This is a genomic window from Streptomyces sp. cf386 (assembly GCF_900103585.1).
Classification (GTDB): Bacteria; Actinomycetota; Actinomycetes; order Streptomycetales; family Streptomycetaceae; genus Streptomyces.
Map to the genome: position 1 here is coordinate 136,379 of NZ_FNHV01000015.1, position 20,933 is coordinate 157,311.

Consider the following 20,933-nt stretch of genomic DNA (forward strand, 5'->3'; position numbering starts at 1 on the left):
CGTCAGCTGTGGCTGAACACCGCGCCGAACCCGCAGTCTCGTTGCGGAGCCGGCCGGTGCGGTCGGCTCCGACCAACGCACGTCAACGGAGGGGAACAGCATGCGAGCTCTCACCAAGGCACTCGTCAGTGTCACCACCGCCGTCGGGATCGCCGCCGGCGGCCTGGCCACCGCGGGCACGGCCATGGCGGCTCCCGCGCCGGCCCAGCAGCAGGCGGCGAGCGACGAGGTCGTCGCGCCGCTCGCGGTGGAGAACCTGGGGCTGACCCGGGCGGAGGCCAGGAACGTCCAGCGCTGGCTGGCGACGCACTGGGACTACAACGACGCGATCGACGGGTACCTCGGCACCAACAGCTGGAAGGCGTTCCAGCGCTGCCTGGCGAAGTACTGGGACTACAACGACGACATCGACGGCATCGTCGGCCCCAACACGATCAAGGCGCTGCAGCGCCTGCTGAAGGCCAACGGCGACTACAACGGCGCGATCGACGGCATCGCCGGCGCCGGGACCAGGTCGGCGTTCAAGACGTGGGCCAACAGGCTCTGACGGACCAGCCGTCCCACGAACCCACCGCGGCCCGTCCCCTCATGCAGGAAGGGACGGGCCGCGTGCGTCCCTCCGGTCCGCCCGGTGATCCGGACGAAACCGCCTGGCGGGGTCCCGTCCTTCGCCATCACTCCTGCAAGTGAAGATCCGCTGACGACAAGCATTCCAAGCCCTGGTCGGCCCACTCGGCTCGGCGTGCCACAACAAAAGGAATACGGGGAATCATGTCTCTTCGCAGCCGACTCACGCGCCGCGCGCGGGTCACTCTCATAGGCGTCGCCGCCGGAGGTGTCGCGGCCGCAATCGCCGTCGTACCGTCGCTCGCCGACAGCGACTCCTCGGAGCTGGCGACGGTCGCCGCCCAGAAGGAGACCGACTACGGGCCCGAGCCCGAGGCCGACAGCAAGCTCGTCACCCAGGTCAGCGAGCTGTCGACCATGGCCACGTCCACGCTCTCGGGCGACACGATGATCAACCGGGCCCGTACCTGGCTCACGGCAGACAACGGAGGCCCGGTCCCCTACAGCATGGAGCGCACTTGGAAGGACGGCTACCGCCAGGACTGCTCCGGCTATGTCTCCATGGCGCTCGGGCTGGGGCAGCCCGGCCTGAACACCGTCGGGCTGGCCGACTCGCGCGTCACCACGCGGCTCAGCAGCGTGAGTCAGCTCAAGAAGGGTGACCTGCTGATCGACTACAGCACCACTGACGGCGATTTCCGTCACGTGGTGATCTTCGAGAAGTGGGCCGACACGTCGCACAGCGCCTACTGGGCGTACGAACAGCGCGGTACGTACGGCACGACCCACCGGCAGCTCAGGTACGGGATCGGCAGTGACAACTATGACCCCTTCCGCCCGGTCAAGCTGGGTGATGGCGGTGGCGGCGGGCAGCTCCCGTCCCCGGGTGTCTCCTGGCCGATTCTCCAGAGCGGCTCCAAGGGTGCGGACGTGCGGTCCGCCCAGCAGCTGCTGACCGCGCGGGGCTACACGGTCGAGGCCGACGGCATCTTCGGCCCGAAGACCCGCTCCGCGGTGATCCAGTTCCAGGAGTCCCGGTCCCTGGCCGCTGACGGCGTCATCGGCCCGAACACCTGGTCCAAGCTGATCGAGACGGTGCAGTACGGCTCGTCCGGCCAGGCGGTGAAGGCAGCGCAGACGCAGCTGAACGTCTACGGCTACGGCCTCGCGGTCGACGGCGCGTTCGGCTCGAACACGAAGTCGGCGGCGGTCGCCTTCCAGGAGAACCACCACTTGCAGGTCGACGGCGTCCTCGGCCCGGAGACCTGGCGCACCCTGCTCGGCACCCGCTGACACGAGCGGTCCCGGCGGCCGACCGACGGCTCCTTCCCACTGCGCCCACAGCGGGATGGAGCCGTCGCTGTACATCCGTGGAGCCGATGGAAGCGTGGCAGCGTCCCGAGGGCTACTGGCTGGGCACGGCACGCTCGTTCGCCGACTCGCCCATCTGGTCGGAGCAGGAGCAGAAGGAGGTCGCGGTACTGCGGAAGTGCGCACGCGAACTCGTCGGCGCGATCGTCACGCACGCGTTCTGGAGCGAGGTCGATGGACCCGAGCGGCCCGATGCCCGCTCCAAGCTCAAGCACGCCCTCGGCACCGAGGACGGTGAGGGCCAGGAGGCGACGTAGCCGTGGCGGACACGCCGCCCGAGCCACCGAATGGGCCGACACCCCTCGACCGCCCCCTCGAAGACCAACTCACCGAGATCACACAGGAAGTGACCCTCCGCGGAGAAGCCGCCAAAGGCAAGCGACTGGCAGACCTGGAAGCGGCCCGACAGCAGCGACTGCGCTGGGAAGCCGCGATGCAGCAGGCTCGCATCGACTACGCCGAGGCATACCGCGTGAAGCACCTCGAAACCCAGGCGGAAGCGTGGCACCACGCGACCCGGCTGGCCGAATGCGTCCCCGCCCGAGCCCAAGGAGAAGCTCTGCCGCCCGGCCAGGAGAAGAGCACAGCCGAGGCATGGCTCGAGTTCGCCGACGCCCATCTCGAGCGCCTCAACCCTCTGAACACGAGTCCCCAGCTACCCGACGTCCCAGAACCCCGCCCTGACGACCTGCGGCCCTTCCTCCGCCGCTGGAGCCCGCACGGCCCCCACTCCTACTGACTCGGCAAGGTTTCGGTAAGCCCTCAGTCAGATCCCAGCCTTCGCGAGCTACTGACCTGCACCCAAGAGACCTGATGACACGTCAGAACGTGCGTCAAACGTGCGTCAAACATGCGCCGCGTGCGTCAAACGTGCGTCAACCGTGCGTCAAGATATCGCCCATAACGCCCACAGCGCACCTAACGCACATCACCCGAACCTGCAGGTCAGGCGCCCTTTGCCGCAGGCTCAAGGATCGCCACGCACTCAACGTGGTGCGTCATCGGAAACAAATCAAACGCCCGCAACATCCGCACCCGATACCCCCCCTCCCGGAAATACCCCAAATCCCGCGCCAACGCCGCCGGATCGCAAGCGACATACGCAATCCTCCGCGCCCCCAGCGCCGCCAACTGCGCCACCGTCCCCCGCCCCGCCCCCGCCCGCGGCGGATCCAGCACGATCAGGTCCACCTCGGTGATCCCGGTGCGCGGCAGAACCGCCTCCACCTTGCCCTGTTCGATCCGTACCCGGTCGAAGGCGGCGAGGTTGTGGCGGGCGTCCTCGACCGCGCGCTTGCCGGACTCGATGCCGAGGACCGCGCCCTTCTCGCCGAGACGGTCGGCCAGGGCGCCGGCGAAGAGACCCACGCCGCAGTAGAGGTCGAGCGCCATCTCGCCCTTGCGGGGCAGCAGGCCCTGCATGACCGCCGTCACCAGGGTGTCCGCGGCCTTCGGGTGGACCTGCCAGAAGCCGCCGCTGCCGACCCGGTGGGTACGGCCGTCCGCGCGCTCGCGGACGAAGGGGCGGCCGTGGACGCGGTGGGTCCCGCCGTCCTTCTCGCCGATGCGCATCACCGACACCGGCCGGTCCAGCTCGACGATCGGGAGGCGGGCGCCCGGCCGGGGCGTCAGGATCACCTGTCGGTCCTGTGATCCCGTCGCAGCGATCGCCTCCACCGAGGCCATGCCCGTCCAGTCCCGCTTCTCGATGCCTAGTTCGCTGACACCCTCGGCGGCGATCATGCAGTGGTCGACCGGCTCCACCTCGTGCGAGCGGTGCCGACGCAGACCCGCACGGCCGTCCGCGTCGACCGCGTACTGCACCCGCGTCCGCCACTGCGGCACCTGCCCGGCCGGCAGCTTGTCACCCTCGGCCGGCATCACCGTGCCGTCCCAGCCGACGTCCTCCGGCGAGAGCCCCGCAAGCCGCTGGAGCTGCTCGACGATGACCTCGCCCTTCATCCGGCGCTGCGCCCCCGGCTTGGCGTGCTGCCAGTCGCAGCCGCCGCAGCGGCCGGGGCCGGCGTAGGGGCAGGGCGCCTCGATGCGGTCCTTGGACGGCGACAGGACCGTCACCGCGTCCGCCCGCAGGAAGCGGTCGCCCTCCTCGCCCTCGGTCACCCGGGCCACGACCCGCTCACCGGGCAGCGTGTGCCGGACGAACAGCACCTGGCCCTCGTCGGTGCGGGCGATGCAGTGCCCACCGTGGGCGACGGGGCCGATCTCGACCTCGTACTCCTCCCCCACCAGCGACTTCTTCTCTTCTGCCTGCATGGTGGGGTGACTCCAGATCGAGAGGGGGGCGCGGCCCTCACCAGAGGTCTCCGGAGGGCCTGACAACAGCCCACCAGTCTACGTGCTCCCGACCCCCGTCATTTCCGGGCTTCGGTCTCCTTGGCCCGCTCCTGCGCCGGCCCCCGTCGCACCGCGCCCGGCGCGTTCCACTCCCCGCGCTTGCGGGCGCGGACCTTCGCGGCCTCCGAGGACTGGAGCTGGTAGGGCACCGAGGTGACCATGATGCCGGGCGTGAACAGCAGCCGGCCCTTCAGCCGCAGCGCGCTCTGGTTGTGCAGCAGATGCTCATACCAGTGGCCGACCACGTACTCGGGGATGATCACCGACACGGCGTCGCGCGGGGACTCCTTGCGCAGCCCCTTCACGTACTCGATGATCGGCCGCGTGATCTCGCGGTACGGCGAGTCGAGCACCTTCAGCGGTACGTCGATGCCGCGCCGCTCCCACTCCTCGCGCAGCGCCTTGGTCTCCGCCGGGTCCACGTTGACGCTGAGCGCCTCCAGGGTGTCCGAGCGCAGCAGCTTGGCGTAGGCCAGGGCCCGCAGGGCGGGGCGGTGGATCTTGGAGATCAGGACGACGGAGTGCACGCGGGACGGCCGTACGCTGTCGTCGCTCGGGCCCTCGGGGGCGGCGAGTTCCTCGGAGACGTGGTCGTAGTGGCGGCGGATGGCCGTCATCGTCACGTAGAAGATCACCATGCCGAGCAGGGCGACCCACGCGCCGTGCGTGAACTTGGTGACGAGGACGACGACCAGGACCAGCCCGGTGAAGAAGGCGCCGAAGGTGTTGATCGCGCGGGAGCGGATCATGTGGCGGCGCTTGGCCGGGTCCGTCTCCGTCGCCAGGTGGCGGTTCCAGTGGCGGACCATGCCGGTCTGGCTGAGCGTGAAGGACACGAACACGCCGACGATGTACAGCTGGATCAGGCGGGTGGAGTCGGCGCCGTAGATCCACACCAGCAGGATGGCCGCGCCCGCCAGGAGCACGATGCCGTTGGAGAAGGCCAGGCGGTCGCCTCGGGTGTGCAGCTGGCGCGGGAGGTAGCGGTCCTGGGCGAGGATCGAGCCGAGCACCGGGAAGCCGTTGTAGGCGGTGTTGGCCGCCAGGAACAGCACCAGCGCGGTGGCCGCGGCGAGTACCAGGAAGAAGAAGCTGCCCTTGCCGAAGACGGCCTCGGCGACCTGGGTGATCACCGGGTTCTGGACGTAGTCCGCGCCGACCGCGACACCGTCCTTCAGCAGGTCGACGGCCGGGTTCTCGGCCATGCGGACCTTGGTCACCATGGCGAGCCCGATGATGCCGCAGAACATGGTGACGGCCAGCAGGCCCATCATCGCGAGCGTGGTCGCGGCGTTCTTCGACTTGGGCTTGCGGAAGGCCGGGACACCGTTGGAGATCGCCTCGACACCTGTGAGCGCGGCACAGCCGGAGGAGAAGGCGCGCAGGAGCAGGAAGACCAGCGCGAAGCCGGCGAGGCCCTCGTGCTCCGCCTTGATCTCGTACGACGCCGTGGGCGCCCGCATGGTGTCGTCCAGGACCAGCCCGCGGAACGCGCCCCACGCGATCATGATGAAGACGCCCGCGACGAAGACGTACGTCGGGATCGCGAAGAGGTTGCCGGACTCCTTGACGCCGCGCAGGTTCATCAGCGTCAGCAGCACGATCACACCGACCGCGCACTCGACCTTGTGCTCGACGACGAACGGGATCGCGGAGCCGAGGTTCTCGATACCGGAGGAGATGGAGACGGCGACGGTCAGGACGTAGTCGACGAGCAGGGCGCTCGCGACCGTCAGGCCCGCCTTGGGGCCGAGGTTGGTGGTGGCCACCTCGTAGTCGCCGCCGCCGCTCGGATAGGCGTGCACGTTCTGCCGGTAGGAGGCGACGACCGTGAACATCAGCACGACGACCGCGACCGCGATCCAGGGGCTGAAGTGGTACGCCGACACGCCCGCGATGGAGAGGACCAGCAGTACCTCTCCGGGCGCGTACGCCACGGAGGACAGCGGGTCGGAGGCGAAGACGGGGAGTGCGATGCGCTTCGGCAGGAGCGTTTCCGCGAGCCGGTCACTGCGCAGCGCGCGCCCGATCAGAATCCGTTTGGGCACGTCGGTCAGTTTGGACACAACAGTGAATCGTAGGCCCCCTGCCTGGAGCGGAGCACATCCGGGTGAAATCGCGCGAGGCGCGGGGGTGAATTCCGTGCCGCGCTCGCGCCGGGCACCGGTCCGGACGGCGCGCGCGTGCCTCCATGACGTGCGTCGGTACGCTCATCACATCCGGGAGACCTCATGTCGCAGACGACCGCTCAGCTCGTCGGAGCCCTCGTCTCGCTCGCCGGACTCGGCGGCCTGGTACTGGCCAGTCTGCGCAGCTTCAACCGCCGTTGAGGGCTCGTACGGGACACGGCGGGCCGAACGTTACGGTGGACCGAGGCATAGGCGAGCCCACGATCCGAACCGCGAGGGATCATCCGCGGAATTCCCCGGCATGATGTTGCCCAGCGGTCCGCGACCGGCCCGCGCCTGTTGCCCGGCGAACCGAGAGAAGGATATGAGCACCACGTTCACGCAAGTCAGACGCCTCACGAGGAGTGCGGGGTAAGCGCCGTGCACATCGTCATCATGGGTTGCGGAAGGGTGGGCTCCGCTCTGGCGCAGACCCTGGAGCAACAAGGGCACACGGTCGCGGTGATCGACCAGGACCCCACCGCGTTCCGCCGGCTGGGCCCCGGCTTCGGGGGCCGTCGGGTCACCGGCGTCGGCTTCGACCAGGACACCCTGCGCGAGGCGGGCATCGAGGAGGCGGGCGCCTTTGCCGCCGTCTCCAGCGGTGACAACTCGAACATCATCTCCGCGCGCGTGGCCCGCGAGATGTTCGGCGTGGAGAACGTCGCGGCCCGTATCTACGACCCCCGCCGCGCCGAGGTCTACCAGCGCCTGGGCATCCCCACCGTGGCCACGGTCCGCTGGACGGCCGACCAGATGCTGCGCCGTCTGCTGCCCTCGGGTGCCGAGCCACTGTGGCGGGATCCCACCGGTGGCGTCCAGCTCGCCGAGGTGCACGCGTCCACCGAGTGGGTGGGCCACAAGATCAGCAGGCTTCAGGAGGAGACGGGCGTCCGCGTGGCGTTCGTCACCCGGCTCGGCGAGGCGATCCTGCCCACCTCGCAGACGGTGTTGCAGGAGGGCGACCTGGTGCACGTCATGATGCGCACCGACGAGGTCGACAAGGTCGAGGCGTCCTTCGCCAAGGGTCCCGAAGAGGAGGGCGGTCACTGATGAGGGTCGCCATTGCCGGTGCCGGTGCGGTGGGTCGCTCCATCGCGGGCGAACTGCTGGAGAACGGCCACGAGGTCCTGCTCGTCGACAAGGCGCCGACCGCCATCTCGGTCGAGCGCGTCCCGCAGGCGGAGTGGCTGCTGGCCGACGCCTGCGAGATCACGTCGCTGGACGAGGCGGCCCTGCAGCGCTGCAACGTGGTGATCGCCGCGACGGGCGACGACAAGGTCAACCTGGTCGTGTCCCTGCTGGCGAAGACGGAGTACGGCGTCCCGCGCGTCGTGGCCCGCGTGAACAACCCCAAGAACGAGTGGCTCTTCAACGAGTCCTGGGGCGTGGACGTGGCGGTCTCCACCCCCCGCCTGATGTCGGCCCTGGTCGAGGAGGCGGTGAGCGTGGGCGACCTGGTCCGCCTGCTGCGCTTCAGCCACGGCGACGCCAACCTCGTCGAGCTGACCCTGCCGGAGGAGTCGGCCCTGGCCGGCACCACGGTCGGTGACGTGGAGTGGCCGGAGGACACGTCCCTGGTGACGATCATCCGCGGCACCCGCGTCCTCACCCCGTCCCGCGAGGACTCCCTGGAAGCGGGCGACGAGCTGCTGTTCGTGGCCGCCCAGGCCCGCGAGGAGCAGCTGGAGGACCTGCTGTCGGTGCGGCGCGAGGACACGGCGGGCTGAGCCCTTCGGGGAGTACGACGCCAAGCCCTTCAGGGGGTACGACGACGGAGGGCGCCCCGCGTGTGCGGGGCGCCCTCCGTCGTCGTACGGGAATCTAGGCCTCTCGGCGGTGCCGGGCGCCCGCGGCCTCCTCGCGCTCCGCGGCCAGCGCCGCCTTGCGCTCTTCCTCGGCCTTCTCCTCCGCCTCCATCTCCGCGAACACGTCGATGGGAGCCGGCGCCTTCGCCAGGAACACCCACGTCAGCCACACGGCCAGCAGGAACGGCGGGATCTTCAGGGTGACCAGGACCCAGCCGAACTGGGTGGTGTCGGCCCACCAGTACAGCGGGAAGAGGATCGCGCACTTGGCGAGCAGGATCAGGCCCCATGCGTAACTGGCCTTCGCGTACGCCTTCTTGCGGCCCGGATTGCGCGTGCGCCAGGAGAGGTTCTCCTTGAACACCGGCCCGAGGATCAGGCCGATCAGCGGTACCCCGCAGAGGGTCGTGATGATGTACGCGAGCCCCAGCCCCAGCGTGTAGAGCATGCCGGGCAGGTAGAAGTCCTTCGCGTTGCCGGTCATCATCGCGAACACGACACCGAAGGCGACGCCGAAGACACCGCTGAACGCGTGCTTGACGGTGTCCCGCATGACCAGGCGCACCACCACGAGCAACAGGGACACCCCGAGCGCGGCGATGGCCGACAGGTGCAGATCCTTGTTGATCGTGTAGATGGTGACGAAGAGCAGACCGGGCAGCACCGTCTCGATCATGCCGCGCAGGCCGCCGAAGGCCTCGAACAGCGCGGCCTCGGTCACCGCCCGGGCATCGCGCTCGGCGTCTGCGGTGGTGTCTTCAGTCGGCTTGTCGAGCGACGTCACCGGCTACTCCCGTCCGAGGGGTCTCAGTTCGTATTTCGGGTTGAACAGCACCCGGCGGCCCCGGCTCATGGAGATCCGGCCCGATGCGATCAGTCGGCGCCCCGGCTCTATGCCGACGATGGAGCGCCTGCCGAGCCACACCACGTCGAGGGCGGCGGAGCCGTCGAACAGCTCGGCCTCCAGGGCCGGCACTCCCGCACGCGGCCGCAGGGTGACCGTGCGCAAGGTACCAGTAACCGTCACTATCTGTCGGTCACGGCAGTCACCGATCTTGGTACAGCCGGCCGTCTCGGCGTCTTCGCGCAGCTCCTCGGACTCCAGGTCCTCCTGCGACGAGGAGAGCCGGTCTAGCATGCGCCGGAACCGGCCCACCGACTTTTCGGAACGAGGAACAGCACTCATGCCTTGAAGCCTACCGGGCATCACTTCTCGAACCGATAGCCCATCCCCGGCTCCGTGATGAAGTGCTTCGGGTGCGACGGGTCCGCCTCCAGCTTTCTGCGCAGCTGGGCCATGTAGACCCGCAGATAGTTCGTCTCCGTCCCGTACGACGGACCCCACACCTCCTGCAGCAACTGCCGCTGGCTGACGAGACGCCCCGTATTGCGGACGAGCACCTCCAGCAGATGCCATTCGGTAGGTGTCAGCCGGACGTCCTTCCCGCCCCGGTTGACCTTCTTCGCGGCCAGGTCGACGGTGAACTCCTCGGTCTCCACCATCACGTCGTCCTCGCCGCCCCCGGTGGGTTCGGCCCGGCGGACGGCGGCCCGCAGCCGGGCCAGCAGCTCGTCCATGCCGAAGGGCTTGGTGACGTAGTCGTCGGCGCCGGCGTCCAGCGCCTCGACCTTCTCGTCGGAGGAGTGCCGGGCGGACAGCACCAGGATCGGCACCCGGGTCCAGCCGCGCAGCCCCCGGATCACCTCGACGCCGTCCATGTCGGGCAGGCCGAGGTCGAGGACGACCACATCGGGGTGGCGGGCGGCGGCGAGTTCGAGGGCGGTGGCCCCGTCGTGGGCCGCGTCGACCTCGTACTTGCGGGCCTTGAGGTTGATCACGAGGGCGCGCACGATCTGCGGCTCGTCGTCGATCACCAGCACCCGGGTCATGTGGTCTGCCTTTCGGGTCGTACGGATTGCGAGAACTCGTCGGAGTGAAGAGGCCGGTCGAAGGGGCCGGGTTCCCCGCAGGGCGATGCCGCCGCCCGAAGGGTCAGCACCATGGTGAGGCCGCCTCCGGGTGTGTCCTCGGCGTTGAGCGTGCCGCCGTTGGTCTCGGCGAAGCCGCGCGCCACCGCGAGTCCGAGGCCCACTCCGGCGCCGCGCGGGGCGTCACCGTAGCGCTGGAAGGGCGCGAAGATGCGTTCCTTCGCCTCGTCGGGTACGCCCGGCCCGCGGTCCACGACCCGAACCTCGACCCGGTCGGCGATGGCGCTCGCGGAGACGAGGACGGTGCTGTCGTCCGGGCTGTACTTGACGGCGTTCTCGACCAGGTTGGCCACCGACCGCTCCAGCAGTCCCGGGTCCACGGCGACCATGGGCAGCGTCTCCGGAATGTCCAGCTCCACGCTGTCCTCCGGCACCCCGCCCAGCGCCATCGGCACCACCTCGTCGAGGTCGATGTCGCGGATGAGAGGCGTGACCGTGCCGGTCTGCAGCCGGGACATGTCGAGGAGGTTCCCCACGAGGTGGTCGAGCCGGTCTGCGCCCTCCTCGATGCCCTCCAGCAGCTCCGCCTCGTCCTCCTCGGACCAGGCCACGTCGTCGGACCGCAGGGAGGAGACCGACGCCTTGATGCTCGCGAGAGGGGTACGGAGGTCGTGGCTTACGGCGGCCAGCAGGGCCGTGCGGATGCGGTTGCCCTCGGCCAGTTCCTTGGCCTGGCCGGCCTCCCGTTGCAGCCGCTGGCGGTCGAGGACGACGGCGGACTGCGCGGCGAAGGCGGCGAGCACCCGGCGGTCCTCGGCGGGCAGCACCCGGCCGGTCAGCGCGAGGGCCATGTGGTCGCCGACCGGTACATCGACGTCCGCCTCCTCCGGACGCGCGAGCTCGCGTCCCAGGCCGACCCGGCCCGCGCAGGTCCACGGGTCCACGTCGCTCGCCCGCTCCAGCAGGGCCGCCGACTCCATGCCGAAGGTCTCCCGGACGCGTTCCAGCAGCTCCTCCAGGCCGGTCTCGCCGCGTAGCACGTTGCCCGCGAGGAAGGAGAGGATCTCCGACTCGGCGCGCAGCCGGGCCGCCTGCTGGGTGCGGCGGGCGGCGACGTCGACCACGGAGGCGACCGCCACCGCCACGAACAGGAAGATCACCAGCGCGAGGAGGTTCTTCGGGTCGGCGATCGTGAGGTGGTGCACCGGTGCGGTGAAGTACCAGTTGAGCAGCAGCGAGCCGACCGCCGCCGCGGCCAGTGCGGGAAGGAGCCCGCCGAGCAGGGCCGCCGCCACCGTCAGGGTCAGGAACAGCAGCATGTCGTTCGCGAGCCCGAGATCGGCGTCGACGTGGGTCAGCAGCAGGGTGAGCAGCACCGGGCCGCCGACGCCGACGAGCCAGCCCCACAGAATCCGGGACCGGCCAAGGCGCGCCCCTCTGGCCACGGGCAGTCCGCGCCCCTTGGCGATCTCCCCGTGCGTGACGATGTGCACGTCGAGGTCGGGGCCCGACTCCCGGGCGACCGTGACGCCCACGCCCGGTCCGAGGACGTACTGCCAGCTCTTGCGGCGGGAGGAGCCGAGCACTATCTGGGTGGCGTTGGCACCGCGTGCGAAGTCCAGCAGCGCCGCCGGGATGTCGTCACCGACGACGTGGTGGAAGGTTCCGCCGAGGTCCTCGACGAGGGTGCGCTGGACGGCCAGTTCCTTGGGTGAGGCGGAGGTGAGGCCGTCGCTGCGGGAGATGTAGACGGCGAGCACCTCACCGCCGGCACCCTTCTCGGCCAGCCGGGCGGCCCGGCGGATCAGCGTCCGCCCTTCCGGGCCGCCGGTCAGCCCGACCACGATCCGCTCGCGCGAACCCCAGATCTTCGACACCCGGTGATCGCTGCGGTACTGCTTCAGGTACTCGTCGACCCGGTCGGCGACCCACAGGAGCGCCAGCTCGCGCAGGGCGGTGAGGTTGCCCGGGCGGAAGTAGTTCGACAGGGCCGCATCGACCTTGTCCGACTTGTAGATGTTGCCGTGCGCCATGCGCCGCCGCAGCGCCTGAGGCGACATGTCGACAAGCTCGATCTGATCGGCCCGGCGCACCACCTCGTCGGGCACGGTCTCCTGCTGCCGTACGCCGGTGATGGACTCGACGACGTCGCCCAGCGACTCCAGGTGCTGGATGTTGACGGTCGATATCACGTCGATCCCGGCGGCGAGGAGTTCCTCCACGTCCTGCCAGCGCTTGGCGTTGCGCGAGCCGGGGATGTTGGTGTGGGCGAGCTCGTCGACGAGCGCCACCTGCGGGCGCCGGGCCAGGACGGCGTCGACGTCCATCTCGGTGAAGGCGCTCCCCCGGTACTCCAGTTTCCGGCGCCGTGTCTGCTCCAGCCCGTGGAGCATCACCTCGGTGCGTGGCCGGTCGTGGTGCTCCACGAAGGCGACCACGCAGTCGGTGCCGCGCTCGGCACGGCGGTGCGCCTCGGACAGCATCGCGTACGTCTTGCCGACGCCCGGTGCCGCACCGAGGTAGATCCGAAGCTTGCCGCGTCCCATGGTCCCCATTGTGTTCCGGTCACTCCTGCCTACGCAGCGTCGACCTTACGACCAAGAATCGCGACAAATGGGGCCGGGTACGGCGGCGGGGCCGTCTTTGACAGAACTCTGACGCTCCCGCCGCCGCTCCACCCCGCCTCAGCTGGGGTTGTCGCCGTGGGTGAGGGTCTCCCAGGCCACGAAGAGGTTGTTGCTGCCGGCCGGGCGGTTGCGCTCGTTCAGCGCCCCGGTGTTGGTCATGGCATGGCCGAGACGATTGGCCAGGGCGTTGTGCCCGACCTCGGTGATCGGACCGAGCCCGAGCTTCAGCGAGCCCCGGCACAGCCAGCTGGGCACGGCCCCGCCGAGCTCGTACTTGGCCTGGAACCCGAGCGCGTGCCGCAGCCGCTCGCCGACGTCGGTGCCGTACAGGTCCTGCCCCTGGATCCTGCTGGTCTCCGCCACGTGCGAGATCGCGGAGATGCCGTATCCGGTGTGCGTGAGATCGCGGCAGGTCTCCTGAGTGAGGCCGTTGACGAAGGTGGACTGCCCCTGCCAGTAGTTGACGATCTTCTCGCGGGTGTCGAGGTTCTGGCTCGGCACGGTCTTCGGCAGGTCGCCGTCGGAGGACAGATAGACGTAGGCGGCGGTGCGGGTGCGGAACTTCGCCATAGCCTTGTCGTACGACGCCTTGTCCTCCAGGAAGACCGAGATGCCGACGGCGGCCTCCATCATCGACAGCTCCCAGTTGCCGTTGGAGTTGGAGCCGTTGATGATCTCGGGCAGATAGACGGTGCGGAGCATGGTGGCGAACCGGCCGGAGTTCGCCCAGTTCCCGGTGTACGTGTACTTGATGATCTCGGCCGCCTTGGGCCAGGAGGAGCCGGCCCAGCCCGTCTGCAGGGGCGCGTTGCTGTTGGTGTGGTCCCTGATCACCGCGGACCAGGCGTCCATCAGCTCGATGGCCTTCTTCGCGTGCCGCTCGTCCCGGGTGATGTACCAGGCGAGGGCCTGCGTGTAGGCGGCTATCGCGTCCTCGCGCTCGTCGGTGCAGCCGTAGTTGGGGTTCGAGTACGAGCCGCACTCGACGACCGCACGGGGCTTGGGGGCGCGGTTCAGATCGGCGTACTTGCTCGCCATCATCCGGTCGAAGGCGCCCTTCCAGGGCTGGGCGCCGGCATCGACCTTGGAACGGGTGAAGTCCAACTGGCCCTTGGAGACGGTGACTCCGGGGTGGACGAAGGTGGTGGGCGCGGCGTCGGCGGGCCAGGCGAGAACACCGGCGACGAGGGCGGCCGAGGCGGCGAAGAGTGCGGTTCTGCGCATACGTGGGGGGCCTTCCGTTCTCATATATGAACGCGAAGCGCCTTTATGAACAGACGCGTTGGCCGGAGACAGTAGGTACAGACCAATGCACCGTCAAGAGTTCACACACGAGAAAAGGCATGAGAAAGGGCCGCACCCCTGAGGGGTACGGCCCTGGTTGTCTCTACGAAGCTCAGCGCACCTCGGTGATCTCCGGCCCGCGCTGGAGCTGGCCCATGCCACCGGAGAAGCGCGAACCGGCCTCCTCCTGCTGGACGCCCTCGGGCACCATCTGGGCGTCGTTCGGCAGCTGCAGGACGATCGGGTCGCGGGGAGCCATCGGACCCTCGCCGCGGAGCACGACCGTGTCCCGGAAGATCTGCTCAAGCAGACCGGCCGCCTGCGGCTGCACCGCGCCCTGGCCCGAGATCACACCACGCAGGAACCAGCGGGGACCGTCCACACCGACGAACCGCACGACCTGGAAACCACCCGTGCCGTCCGGCAGCTGTACCGGCACCTGGGCCCGCAGCTCCCAGCCCAGCGGCCCCTCGACCTCGTCGATGATGCCACCCTGCTGGGTGATGCCGGAGCCGATCTCCTCGCGCACCTCGCCCCAGATGCCCTCGCGCTTGGGGGCGGCGAAGGCCTGCAGCTGAATGGCGCTGTCACGCAGCACCACGGTCGCCGCGACGATCGCGTCGCCGGCGACCTCGACGCGCAGTTCCATGCCGTCGACTCCCGGCACGAGCAGGCCGCCCAGGTCCACCCGGCCCTCGCCGGGATCGCGGACCTCTGAACTGTCCCAGGGCCCGTCGGGCCGCGGTTCCGGCTCGAGCCGTACGCGCTCGCGCGTGCCGTCGTCGTCCGCCTCGGTGTCGATGTCGACGACCTGCTCGGGCTCGCCGGCCGCGTCCTCGGCGGCACCCTTCTTCTTGCGACGTCCGAACACGTCACTGTCCTTCCCGGTCGGATACGACCGAAGCGTATCGATTCCCGCCCGCCCGGCCGCCGTCGGCGGCCTGACCGCTTGTGCTGCTTGCGCCGCCCACCGCGGCATGGCCACCGGAGGACCCGAAGCCCCCTTCGGCCCGTACCGAATCGGGAAGCTCCGCGACCTCCTGGAAGCGAACCCTCTCGACTTGCTGGACGACCAGTTGGGCAATCCGGTCGAAGCGCTCGAACCGCACGCTCTCGTACGGGTCGAGATTCACCACGATCACCTTGATCTCCCCACGGTACCCGGCATCAACCGTCCCCGGGGCATTCACGAGGGCGACACCGAGGCGGGCGGCGAGACCGGAGCGCGGGTGCACGAAGGCCGCGTACCCCTCCGGCAGCGCCACAGACACCCCGGTGGGCAGCACGGCCCGCTCCCCCGGCTTGAGTTCGCGGCTCTCGGTGGTGCGCAGATCGGCTCCTGCGTCACCGGGATGCGCGTACGTCGGAAGCGGTACGTCCGGGTCGACGCGGCGGATCAGCACGTCGAGTTCTCGACGGGGCTCTCGGCTCACGGGTTCACCTCGAAGGCACGGGCACGCCGGACCTGGTCCGGGTCGTCCATGGCGGCCCGGATCTCCTCCGGGCGGCCGTTGTCGATGAAGTGGTCGACCTTCACCTCGACGAAGAGGGCGTCGGCGCGGACGGCGACGGGCCCGTCGGGGCCGCCGATCCGCCCGGTGGCGGAGGAGTAGATCTTGCGGCCGGCCACCGCCGTCACCTCGGCCTCCAGATACAGCACCGTGTCCACCGGAACCGGCCGTACGAAGTCGGTCTCCAGCCGCCCGGTCACGGCGATCGTGCGCAGCAGCCAGTTGAGCGAGCCGAGGGTCTCGTCGAGGGCGGTCGCGAGCACACCGCCGTGCGCGAGCCCGGGTGCGCCCTGGTGAGCGGGCTGCACGGTGAACTCGGCGGTGAGGCTGACACCGTCCCCCGCCCGCGCCTCCAGATGCAGCCCGTGGGGCTGCTCGCCGCCACAGCCGAAACACTCGCCGTAGTGGGCCCCGAGAAGCTCTCCGGGCGCGGGAGCATCCGGGTGCCGCACGGGTTTCACGGCGTCGGCCGGGGGCTTAAGAGCTGCGGAAGTACCTCTCACAGCCGCAGACCTTACCCGCGCGTCGGACGTAACCGGACACCGTGCCAAGCTTGGCTCCATGCAGCTCTCCGCCGCCCCGTACGAAGAACGTCTCACCGCCCCCCGCTCCTGGTGGCTGGTCTCGTTCCTGGCCGGGGTCTCCCTGGCTCTGATCGTCCTGCCCTTCGGCACGCTGCCGATGATCGCCGGCCTGGTCGGCGGCACCGCCGCGGCGGCCGTCGTGGCCAGCTCGTACGGCTCGCTCCGCATCCGTGTGGTGGGCGACTCGCTGATCGCGGGCGAGGCGAAGATCCCGGTACGGGCGCTGGGCGAGGCGCATGTCCTGGACCCGGAGGAGGCCCGCGCCTGGCGCACCCACAAGGCCGACACCCGGGCTTTCCTCCTGCTGCGCGCATACATCCCCACGGCCCTGCGCGTGGAGGTCACGGACCCCGAGGACCCGACCCCCTACCTGTACCTGTCGACCCGCGAGCCGGAGCGGCTGGCGGAGGCGATCAAGGCGGCGAAGGCGTCGCTCTAGCACACCCGAACGGGCCGTCACCGGTCCGGTCAAGACTTGGCCTGCCGGTCGCAAAAACTTCGCCGCGCCACTAAAAACGCATGGCCTTTCGGCTGCCGGAATCTCAGCGGCCCCCGAGTCCCTTGCGTCTGCGCGGCCGCATGATCTCCCCCATCTCCAGCGGTTGTGCGGGGCGCTCCAGCGGGGGCAGCTGCGGCAAGTCGTCCCACGGCACCTGGACCTTCCGCAGGTCCGCGCGGATCCGCGCCGCGAGTTTCTTGGTGTCCCGGCGGTTCATGACCGCTCCCACGGCGGCGCCCACCAGAAAGGGCATCAGGTTCGGCAGGTTCCGGACCATCCGCTTCATGATCTGCTGACGCAGCTCCCGCTTCATCTGCCCGCCGAGCGCGGCGTTGACCGTCGCCGGTTTCCTCGGGTCGATTCCGCGCTCCTCGGACCACGAGGACAGATACGCGGTGCTGCGGTCCTTGAGATTGCCGGGCGGGCGTACGCCGTACACCTCGTGCAGCTCGGCGATCAGCTTCAGCTCGATCGCCGCCACACCCGTGATCTCGGCGGCCAGTTCCGTCGGCATCGCGGGCGGCACCGGCAGCATCGCCACCGCGCCGACTCCCGCGCCGACCGTCGAGCTCGCGTTCGCCGCACCCGCCACCAGCTTGTCCGCCAGCTGCTCGGGCCCGAGGCCCGGGAACTGCCGGCGAAGCGTCGCGAGGTCGCGTACGGGGATACGCGGGGCGTTCTCGATGATCCGGTCCGCCAGGTACCCGAGACCCGCCCTGGCGCGGCTGCCGCCCTTACGGACGCCTTCCCGGGCCTTCTCCCGGATCACCGCGCCCCTACGCCTGACGACGGGCGCGGGCACCTCCGCCTGCGCCTGGAGGTCGGCCCGGCCGGACATCGGTTCGAGCGAGGCTCCCGCATCGGGTGAGCCCCGCCCGTCGTCACGCGCGCCGTGCGGGCCGTCGGACGGCCCTGGGTCCGCTTCCCTGAAGGGGAAGCGGCGCTTCCGAGGAGGGGTCGAGCCAGTCATGCCCGACCCGACCTCAGTCGCAGTCGCGGCAGATCGGCTGACCGTTCTTCTCCCGGGCCAGCTGGCTGCGGTGGTGCACCAGGAAGCAGCTCATGCAGGTGAACTCGTCCTGCTGCTTGGGCAGCACCCGGACGGCCAACTCCTCGTTCGAGAGGTCCGCGCCGGGCAGCTCCAGGCCTTCGGCAGCCTCGAACTCGTCGACGTCCACAGCGGACGTCGACTTGTCGTTCCGCCTGGCCTTCAGCTCTTCAAGGCTGTCCGAGTCGACGTCGTCGTCGGTCTTGCGTGGGGTGTCGTAATCCGTTGCCATGTCGCTCTCCCCCTCTGGGTGTCTGCGGTGTCTCCAGCGCACGTAACGCGTGAGAGGCCGGACTTGTGCCCGACCCGAGGCGGAGATTTTGCCTCACATCAAGGTCTGTTACTCAATCGACACCCAACCGGACTCCTCAAGAGTGATCGGCTTGGATGGCGAACGGGACCGTACACGGTCCTAATGCCGCAGTTCAAAGGCGTCTCACCGTGTACTTCCCGTGATCAAGACCCCCGAAAACCCGGATTTTCCCGGCTTTCCGGCTGGCCACATGATCACGGAGAGTAGATGGCCGGAAATTCGCCCTTGTGATCGATCACACACGGGGGTGCTCGATGATTGCCCAGAAAATTCCGCGCAAAGCGAACATCCCCGTGCGCCCGGCATGTGTCGGCGCACATGGTCTCAGATCGGGAGGGTGACCCGCATCACGAGTCCTCCGCCCTCACGTGGCCGCGCCGAGATGTGCCCGCCGTGCGCCCGCGCCACGGACCGCACGATGGACAGTCCCAGGCCGACACCCTTGTCGCTGCCCGTGCGCTCGGTACGCAGGCGCCTGAACGGCTCGAAGAGGTTGTCGATCTCGTACGCCGGCACCACGGGCCCGGTGTTCGACACGAGCAGGACCGCCTGTCCGTGCTGGACCTCGGTGGTGACCTCGACCCAGCCGCCCTCCGGAACGTTGTACCGGACGGCGTTCTGCACCAGGTTGAGCGCGATCCGCTCCAGCAGCACGCCGTTGCCCTGGACGACCGCGGGTTTCTGTTCGCCGCGGATCACCACACCCTTGGCCGCCGCCTCCGCGTGCACCTGGTCGACGGCCTGCTCGGCCACCTCCGCGAGGTCCACCGGTTTGCGCTCGACGATCTGGTTGTCGCTGCGGGCGAGCAGCAGCAGGCCTTCGACGAGCTGCTCGCTGCGCTCGTTGGTGGCCAGCAACGTCTTGCCGAGTTGCTGGAGCTCCACCGGCGCTCCCGGGTCGGACAAGTGGACCTCGAGAAGCGTCCGGTTGATCGCCAGTGGTGTGCGCAGTTCGTGCGAGGCGTTGCCGACGAAGCGCTGCTGGGCGGTGAAGGCCCGCTGCAATCGCTCCAGCATGTCGTCGAAGGTGTCGGCCAGTTCCTTCAGCTCGTCGTCCGGTCCGTCCAGCTCGATACGCCGGGACAGGTCCGAGCCCGCCACGGCGCGCGCGGTGCGGGTGATCCGGCCGAGCGGCGACAGGACCCGGCCGGCCATGGCGTAACCGAAGGCGAAGGCGATGATCGCCAGGCCCAGGAGGGCGAGGAGAGAGCGGCTGAGGAGATCGTCCAGCGCGATCCGGCGCTGGTCGTCGATGCAATTGCTGATCGCCTCGTTGAACTGGGAGATCGTGAGGCCTGCCTTGATCGCGGGGCAGTCCTCGCTACTGACCTGGAGTTCCCTGCCGTCCACGATCTTGAACAGGGGTTCATTGCCCGTGTTGATCGCCTGCGCGGCCAGCAGATAGATGATCGACAGCAGCAGGATGCCTGCGATCAGGAACATGCCGCCGTACAGCAGGGTGAGCCTTATCCGGATGGTGGGGCGCAGCCATGGGAAGTTGGGCTCCACCCTCCGGGGGTCCCAGGTGGGCTTGGGGGGCGCCTGCGGAGGCGCGGGAGTCGCTGCCATGGTCGATCAGATCCGGTACCCGGAGCCGGGCACGGTGACGATGACCGGCGGCTCGCCCAGCTTGCGGCGCAGCGTCATGACAGTGACCCGGACGACGTTGGTGAACGGGTCGGTGTTCTCGTCCCAGGCCTTCTCCAGGAGTTGCTCGGCCGAGACGACCGCGCCCTCGCTGCGCATCAGCACCTCCAGGACGGCGAACTCCTTGGGCGCGAGCTGCACCTCCTTGCCGTCGCGGAAGACCTCGCGGCGGTTCGGGTCGAGCTTGATGCCGGCGCGCTCCAGGACGGGCGGCAGGGGCACGCTCGTACGGCGGCCGAGGGCACGCACACGTGCCGTCAGCTCGCTGAAGGCGAAGGGCTTGGGCAGATAGTCGTCGGCGCCGATCTCGAGCCCTTCGACACGGTCGCTGACATCGCCGGAAGCCGTGAGCATCAGCACGCGGGTGGGCATGCCGAGTTCGACGATCTTGCGGCAGACGTCGTCGCCGTGCACCAGCGGGAGGTCGCGGTCGAGGACGACCACGTCATAGTCGTTGACGCCGATGCGTTCCAGGGCGGCCGCACCGTCGTACACGACGTCGACGGCCATGGCCTCCCGGCGCAGTCCGGTGGCCACCGCATCGGCGAGCAGTTGCTCGTCCTCGACGACGAGTACGCGCACGTCGCTTGTCCTTCCTGTGTCCACCCGCGTAGCGCTGGTCCGGCGCGCGGGCAGGGTCTTGTCGGTGTGGTTCTGGCCTCCATCCTGCCCTTTTCCGCCATAAGTCGGCGGTAAGACGGTGGGCGGGCAATGAAGGGCGGGTGTGAAGCCCGGGAATGCGAGATTTTCTCGTCCGGTTGAGGTTTCCGCGGAAGGGAGCGGGGGGAGGACGGCTTGTACACCCCGCGATCACTCTCTGCATGTACCGCACCACCATGCGGTACGGCGCAATCCGCTTTCCGCAGAGTGGCTGTGGGTGTCCGGCACCGTCGCCGCCCAGCACGGGCAGCGCTGGGCATCTACTGGAGACGTGATCGCCCCTTCCGAACGGCACACCCCCGTGCCACCGACCCACGACCCAGGACGAGGGGGCGCAGCATGGACGCATTCACCGCAGGACTTCTGCAGCGCATAAAGGCGACCGAATCCGACCTGACGCGGGCTCGTGACGAGGGCGACGACTTCCTCGTCGAGGTGGAGCAGGGCGAGCTCGACGACCTGCGCCGCCTCGCCGCCGAGCACGGTGTGGAAGTCAGCGTCTAGCGTCTGACCGGCGTGTAAGCACTGCAGCGGGGTCCCGGTGAATCCAGCGCCGGGGCCC

Annotated in this window: 22 protein-coding genes; 8 read left to right on the forward strand and 14 right to left on the reverse strand. The window is 69.3% G+C overall.

Annotation, left to right across the window (positions count from 1 at the left end; genetic code table 11):
• Window positions 1–100 precede the first annotated feature (100 nt).
• The 4 genes from BLU79_RS33225 to BLU79_RS49370 all read left to right on the forward strand — a co-directional run bounded on the left by BLU79_RS33225 (window position 101) and on the right by BLU79_RS49370 (window position 2,677).
• Window positions 101–547 carry a peptidoglycan-binding domain-containing protein gene (locus BLU79_RS33225; protein WP_093909687.1) on the forward strand — a complete coding sequence of 149 codons (447 nt, stop codon included), beginning with the start codon at window positions 101–103 and terminating at the stop codon, window positions 545–547.
• A gap of 224 nt (window positions 548–771) precedes the next feature.
• Entirely contained in the window at window positions 772–1,860 is a 1,089-nt protein-coding gene (locus BLU79_RS33230; protein ID WP_093909688.1) for a peptidoglycan-binding domain-containing protein, read from the forward strand.
• Window positions 1,861–1,946: 86 nt separating this feature from the next.
• The gene (locus BLU79_RS33235; protein ID WP_256333552.1) at window positions 1,947–2,195 is read left to right on the forward strand and encodes a nucleic acid-binding protein; all 249 of its coding nucleotides are present in this window, start codon (window positions 1,947–1,949) and stop codon (window positions 2,193–2,195) included.
• A 2-nt stretch (window positions 2,196–2,197) separates the two neighbouring features.
• A complete protein-coding gene (locus BLU79_RS49370) occupies window positions 2,198–2,677 on the forward strand; it encodes a hypothetical protein (protein ID WP_256333553.1) in 480 nt (159 codons plus the stop codon).
• A gap of 206 nt (window positions 2,678–2,883) precedes the next feature.
• Here the strand turns inward: BLU79_RS49370 and BLU79_RS33245 are convergent, their stop codons facing one another.
• Window positions 2,884–4,212 carry a class I SAM-dependent RNA methyltransferase gene (locus tag BLU79_RS33245; protein WP_093909690.1) on the reverse strand — a complete coding sequence of 443 codons (1,329 nt, stop codon included), beginning with the start codon at window positions 4,210–4,212 and terminating at the stop codon, window positions 2,884–2,886.
• Between the two features lie 98 nt (window positions 4,213–4,310).
• Window positions 4,311–6,359 carry an APC family permease gene (locus BLU79_RS33250; RefSeq protein ID WP_093909691.1) on the reverse strand — a complete coding sequence of 683 codons (2,049 nt, stop codon included), beginning with the start codon at window positions 6,357–6,359 and terminating at the stop codon, window positions 4,311–4,313.
• Window positions 6,360–6,842: 483 nt separating this feature from the next.
• On the opposite strand from BLU79_RS33250, the gene BLU79_RS33255 reads away from it, so the two are divergent.
• Entirely contained in the window at window positions 6,843–7,514 is a 672-nt protein-coding gene (locus tag BLU79_RS33255) for a potassium channel family protein (RefSeq protein ID WP_093909692.1), read from the forward strand.
• A complete protein-coding gene (locus tag BLU79_RS33260; RefSeq protein ID WP_093909693.1) occupies window positions 7,514–8,191 on the forward strand; it encodes a potassium channel family protein in 678 nt (225 codons plus the stop codon). The genes BLU79_RS33255 and BLU79_RS33260 overlap by 1 nt, the downstream gene beginning before the upstream one ends.
• Before the next feature lie 94 nt (window positions 8,192–8,285).
• Here the strand turns inward: BLU79_RS33260 and BLU79_RS33265 are convergent, their stop codons facing one another.
• The 8 genes from BLU79_RS33265 to BLU79_RS33300 all read right to left on the reverse strand — a co-directional run bounded on the left by BLU79_RS33265 (window position 8,286) and on the right by BLU79_RS33300 (window position 16,123).
• On the reverse strand, window positions 8,286–9,053 hold the full coding sequence (locus tag BLU79_RS33265; protein ID WP_093909694.1) for a DUF3159 domain-containing protein: 768 nt from the start codon (window positions 9,051–9,053) through the stop codon (window positions 8,286–8,288).
• A gap of 3 nt (window positions 9,054–9,056) precedes the next feature.
• Entirely contained in the window at window positions 9,057–9,455 is a 399-nt protein-coding gene (locus BLU79_RS33270) for an OB-fold nucleic acid binding domain-containing protein (protein WP_093747537.1), read from the reverse strand.
• A 20-nt stretch (window positions 9,456–9,475) separates the two neighbouring features.
• Window positions 9,476–10,159, reverse strand: coding sequence for a response regulator (locus BLU79_RS33275; RefSeq protein ID WP_093909695.1), 684 nt, complete (start codon window positions 10,157–10,159; stop codon window positions 9,476–9,478).
• Window positions 10,156–12,744, reverse strand: a complete 2,589-nt coding sequence (locus BLU79_RS33280; RefSeq protein ID WP_093909783.1) for a sensor histidine kinase — start codon at window positions 12,742–12,744, stop codon at window positions 10,156–10,158. Before BLU79_RS33280 ends, BLU79_RS33275 begins: the two co-directional genes overlap by 4 nt.
• 138 nt (window positions 12,745–12,882) lie before the next feature.
• On the reverse strand, window positions 12,883–14,049 hold the full coding sequence (locus BLU79_RS33285; RefSeq protein WP_093909696.1) for an alginate lyase family protein: 1,167 nt from the start codon (window positions 14,047–14,049) through the stop codon (window positions 12,883–12,885).
• A 172-nt stretch (window positions 14,050–14,221) separates the two neighbouring features.
• Window positions 14,222–14,980, reverse strand: a complete 759-nt coding sequence (locus BLU79_RS33290) for a DUF3710 domain-containing protein (RefSeq protein ID WP_093909697.1) — start codon at window positions 14,978–14,980, stop codon at window positions 14,222–14,224.
• A gap of 1 nt (window position 14,981) precedes the next feature.
• Complete coding sequence (dut, locus tag BLU79_RS33295; RefSeq protein ID WP_093909698.1) at window positions 14,982–15,542, reverse strand: dUTP diphosphatase; 561 nt, start codon at window positions 15,540–15,542, stop codon at window positions 14,982–14,984.
• Window positions 15,539–16,123 (reverse strand): PaaI family thioesterase, encoded by a 585-nt coding sequence (locus BLU79_RS33300; protein WP_093909699.1) that lies wholly within the window; start codon window positions 16,121–16,123, stop codon window positions 15,539–15,541. The genes dut and BLU79_RS33300 overlap by 4 nt, the downstream gene beginning before the upstream one ends.
• Window positions 16,124–16,181: 58 nt before the next feature.
• On the opposite strand from BLU79_RS33300, the gene BLU79_RS33305 reads away from it, so the two are divergent.
• A complete protein-coding gene (locus BLU79_RS33305; protein WP_093909700.1) occupies window positions 16,182–16,643 on the forward strand; it encodes a DUF3093 domain-containing protein in 462 nt (153 codons plus the stop codon).
• Between the two features lie 103 nt (window positions 16,644–16,746).
• Here the strand turns inward: BLU79_RS33305 and BLU79_RS33310 are convergent, their stop codons facing one another.
• From BLU79_RS33310 to BLU79_RS33325, 4 genes are all read right to left on the reverse strand, one after another.
• Window positions 16,747–17,673, reverse strand: coding sequence for a hypothetical protein (locus tag BLU79_RS33310; protein WP_093909701.1), 927 nt, complete (start codon window positions 17,671–17,673; stop codon window positions 16,747–16,749).
• A gap of 13 nt (window positions 17,674–17,686) precedes the next feature.
• Window positions 17,687–17,983: a DUF4193 domain-containing protein gene (locus BLU79_RS33315; RefSeq protein ID WP_005481602.1), complete on the reverse strand. Its 297-nt coding sequence runs from the start codon at window positions 17,981–17,983 to the stop codon at window positions 17,687–17,689.
• 405 nt (window positions 17,984–18,388) lie between these two features.
• On the reverse strand, window positions 18,389–19,633 hold the full coding sequence (locus BLU79_RS33320) for a sensor histidine kinase (protein WP_093909702.1): 1,245 nt from the start codon (window positions 19,631–19,633) through the stop codon (window positions 18,389–18,391).
• Between the two features lie 6 nt (window positions 19,634–19,639).
• Window positions 19,640–20,293 carry a response regulator transcription factor gene (locus BLU79_RS33325; RefSeq protein WP_007385219.1) on the reverse strand — a complete coding sequence of 218 codons (654 nt, stop codon included), beginning with the start codon at window positions 20,291–20,293 and terminating at the stop codon, window positions 19,640–19,642.
• A gap of 417 nt (window positions 20,294–20,710) precedes the next feature.
• Between BLU79_RS33325 and BLU79_RS48405 the strand changes: the two genes are divergently transcribed.
• A complete protein-coding gene (locus BLU79_RS48405; RefSeq protein WP_177001273.1) occupies window positions 20,711–20,875 on the forward strand; it encodes a hypothetical protein in 165 nt (54 codons plus the stop codon).
• The last annotated feature ends 58 nt before the right edge of the window (window positions 20,876–20,933 follow it).

Coding starts and splice junctions, on each gene's coding strand:
- BLU79_RS33225 (WP_093909687.1), top strand. CDS start 101: ATGCGAGCTCTCACCAAGGCACTCGTCAGTGTCACCACCGCCGTCGGG.
- BLU79_RS33230 (WP_093909688.1), top strand. CDS start 772: ATGTCTCTTCGCAGCCGACTCACGCGCCGCGCGCGGGTCACTCTCATA.
- BLU79_RS33235 (WP_256333552.1), top strand. CDS start 1,947: ATGGAAGCGTGGCAGCGTCCCGAGGGCTACTGGCTGGGCACGGCACGC.
- BLU79_RS33245 (WP_093909690.1), bottom strand. CDS start 4,212: ATGCAGGCAGAAGAGAAGAAGTCGCTGGTGGGGGAGGAGTACGAGGTC.
- BLU79_RS33260 (WP_093909693.1), top strand. CDS start 7,514: ATGAGGGTCGCCATTGCCGGTGCCGGTGCGGTGGGTCGCTCCATCGCG.
- BLU79_RS33270 (WP_093747537.1), bottom strand. CDS start 9,455: ATGAGTGCTGTTCCTCGTTCCGAAAAGTCGGTGGGCCGGTTCCGGCGC.
- BLU79_RS33275 (WP_093909695.1), bottom strand. CDS start 10,159: ATGACCCGGGTGCTGGTGATCGACGACGAGCCGCAGATCGTGCGCGCC.
- BLU79_RS33280 (WP_093909783.1), bottom strand. CDS start 12,744: ATGGGACGCGGCAAGCTTCGGATCTACCTCGGTGCGGCACCGGGCGTC.
- BLU79_RS33285 (WP_093909696.1), bottom strand. CDS start 14,049: ATGCGCAGAACCGCACTCTTCGCCGCCTCGGCCGCCCTCGTCGCCGGT.
- BLU79_RS33305 (WP_093909700.1), top strand. CDS start 16,182: ATGCAGCTCTCCGCCGCCCCGTACGAAGAACGTCTCACCGCCCCCCGC.
- BLU79_RS33310 (WP_093909701.1), bottom strand. CDS start 17,673: ATGACTGGCTCGACCCCTCCTCGGAAGCGCCGCTTCCCCTTCAGGGAA.
- BLU79_RS33315 (WP_005481602.1), bottom strand. CDS start 17,983: ATGGCAACGGATTACGACACCCCACGCAAGACCGACGACGACGTCGAC.
- BLU79_RS33320 (WP_093909702.1), bottom strand. CDS start 19,633: ATGGCAGCGACTCCCGCGCCTCCGCAGGCGCCCCCCAAGCCCACCTGG.
- BLU79_RS48405 (WP_177001273.1), top strand. CDS start 20,711: ATGGACGCATTCACCGCAGGACTTCTGCAGCGCATAAAGGCGACCGAA.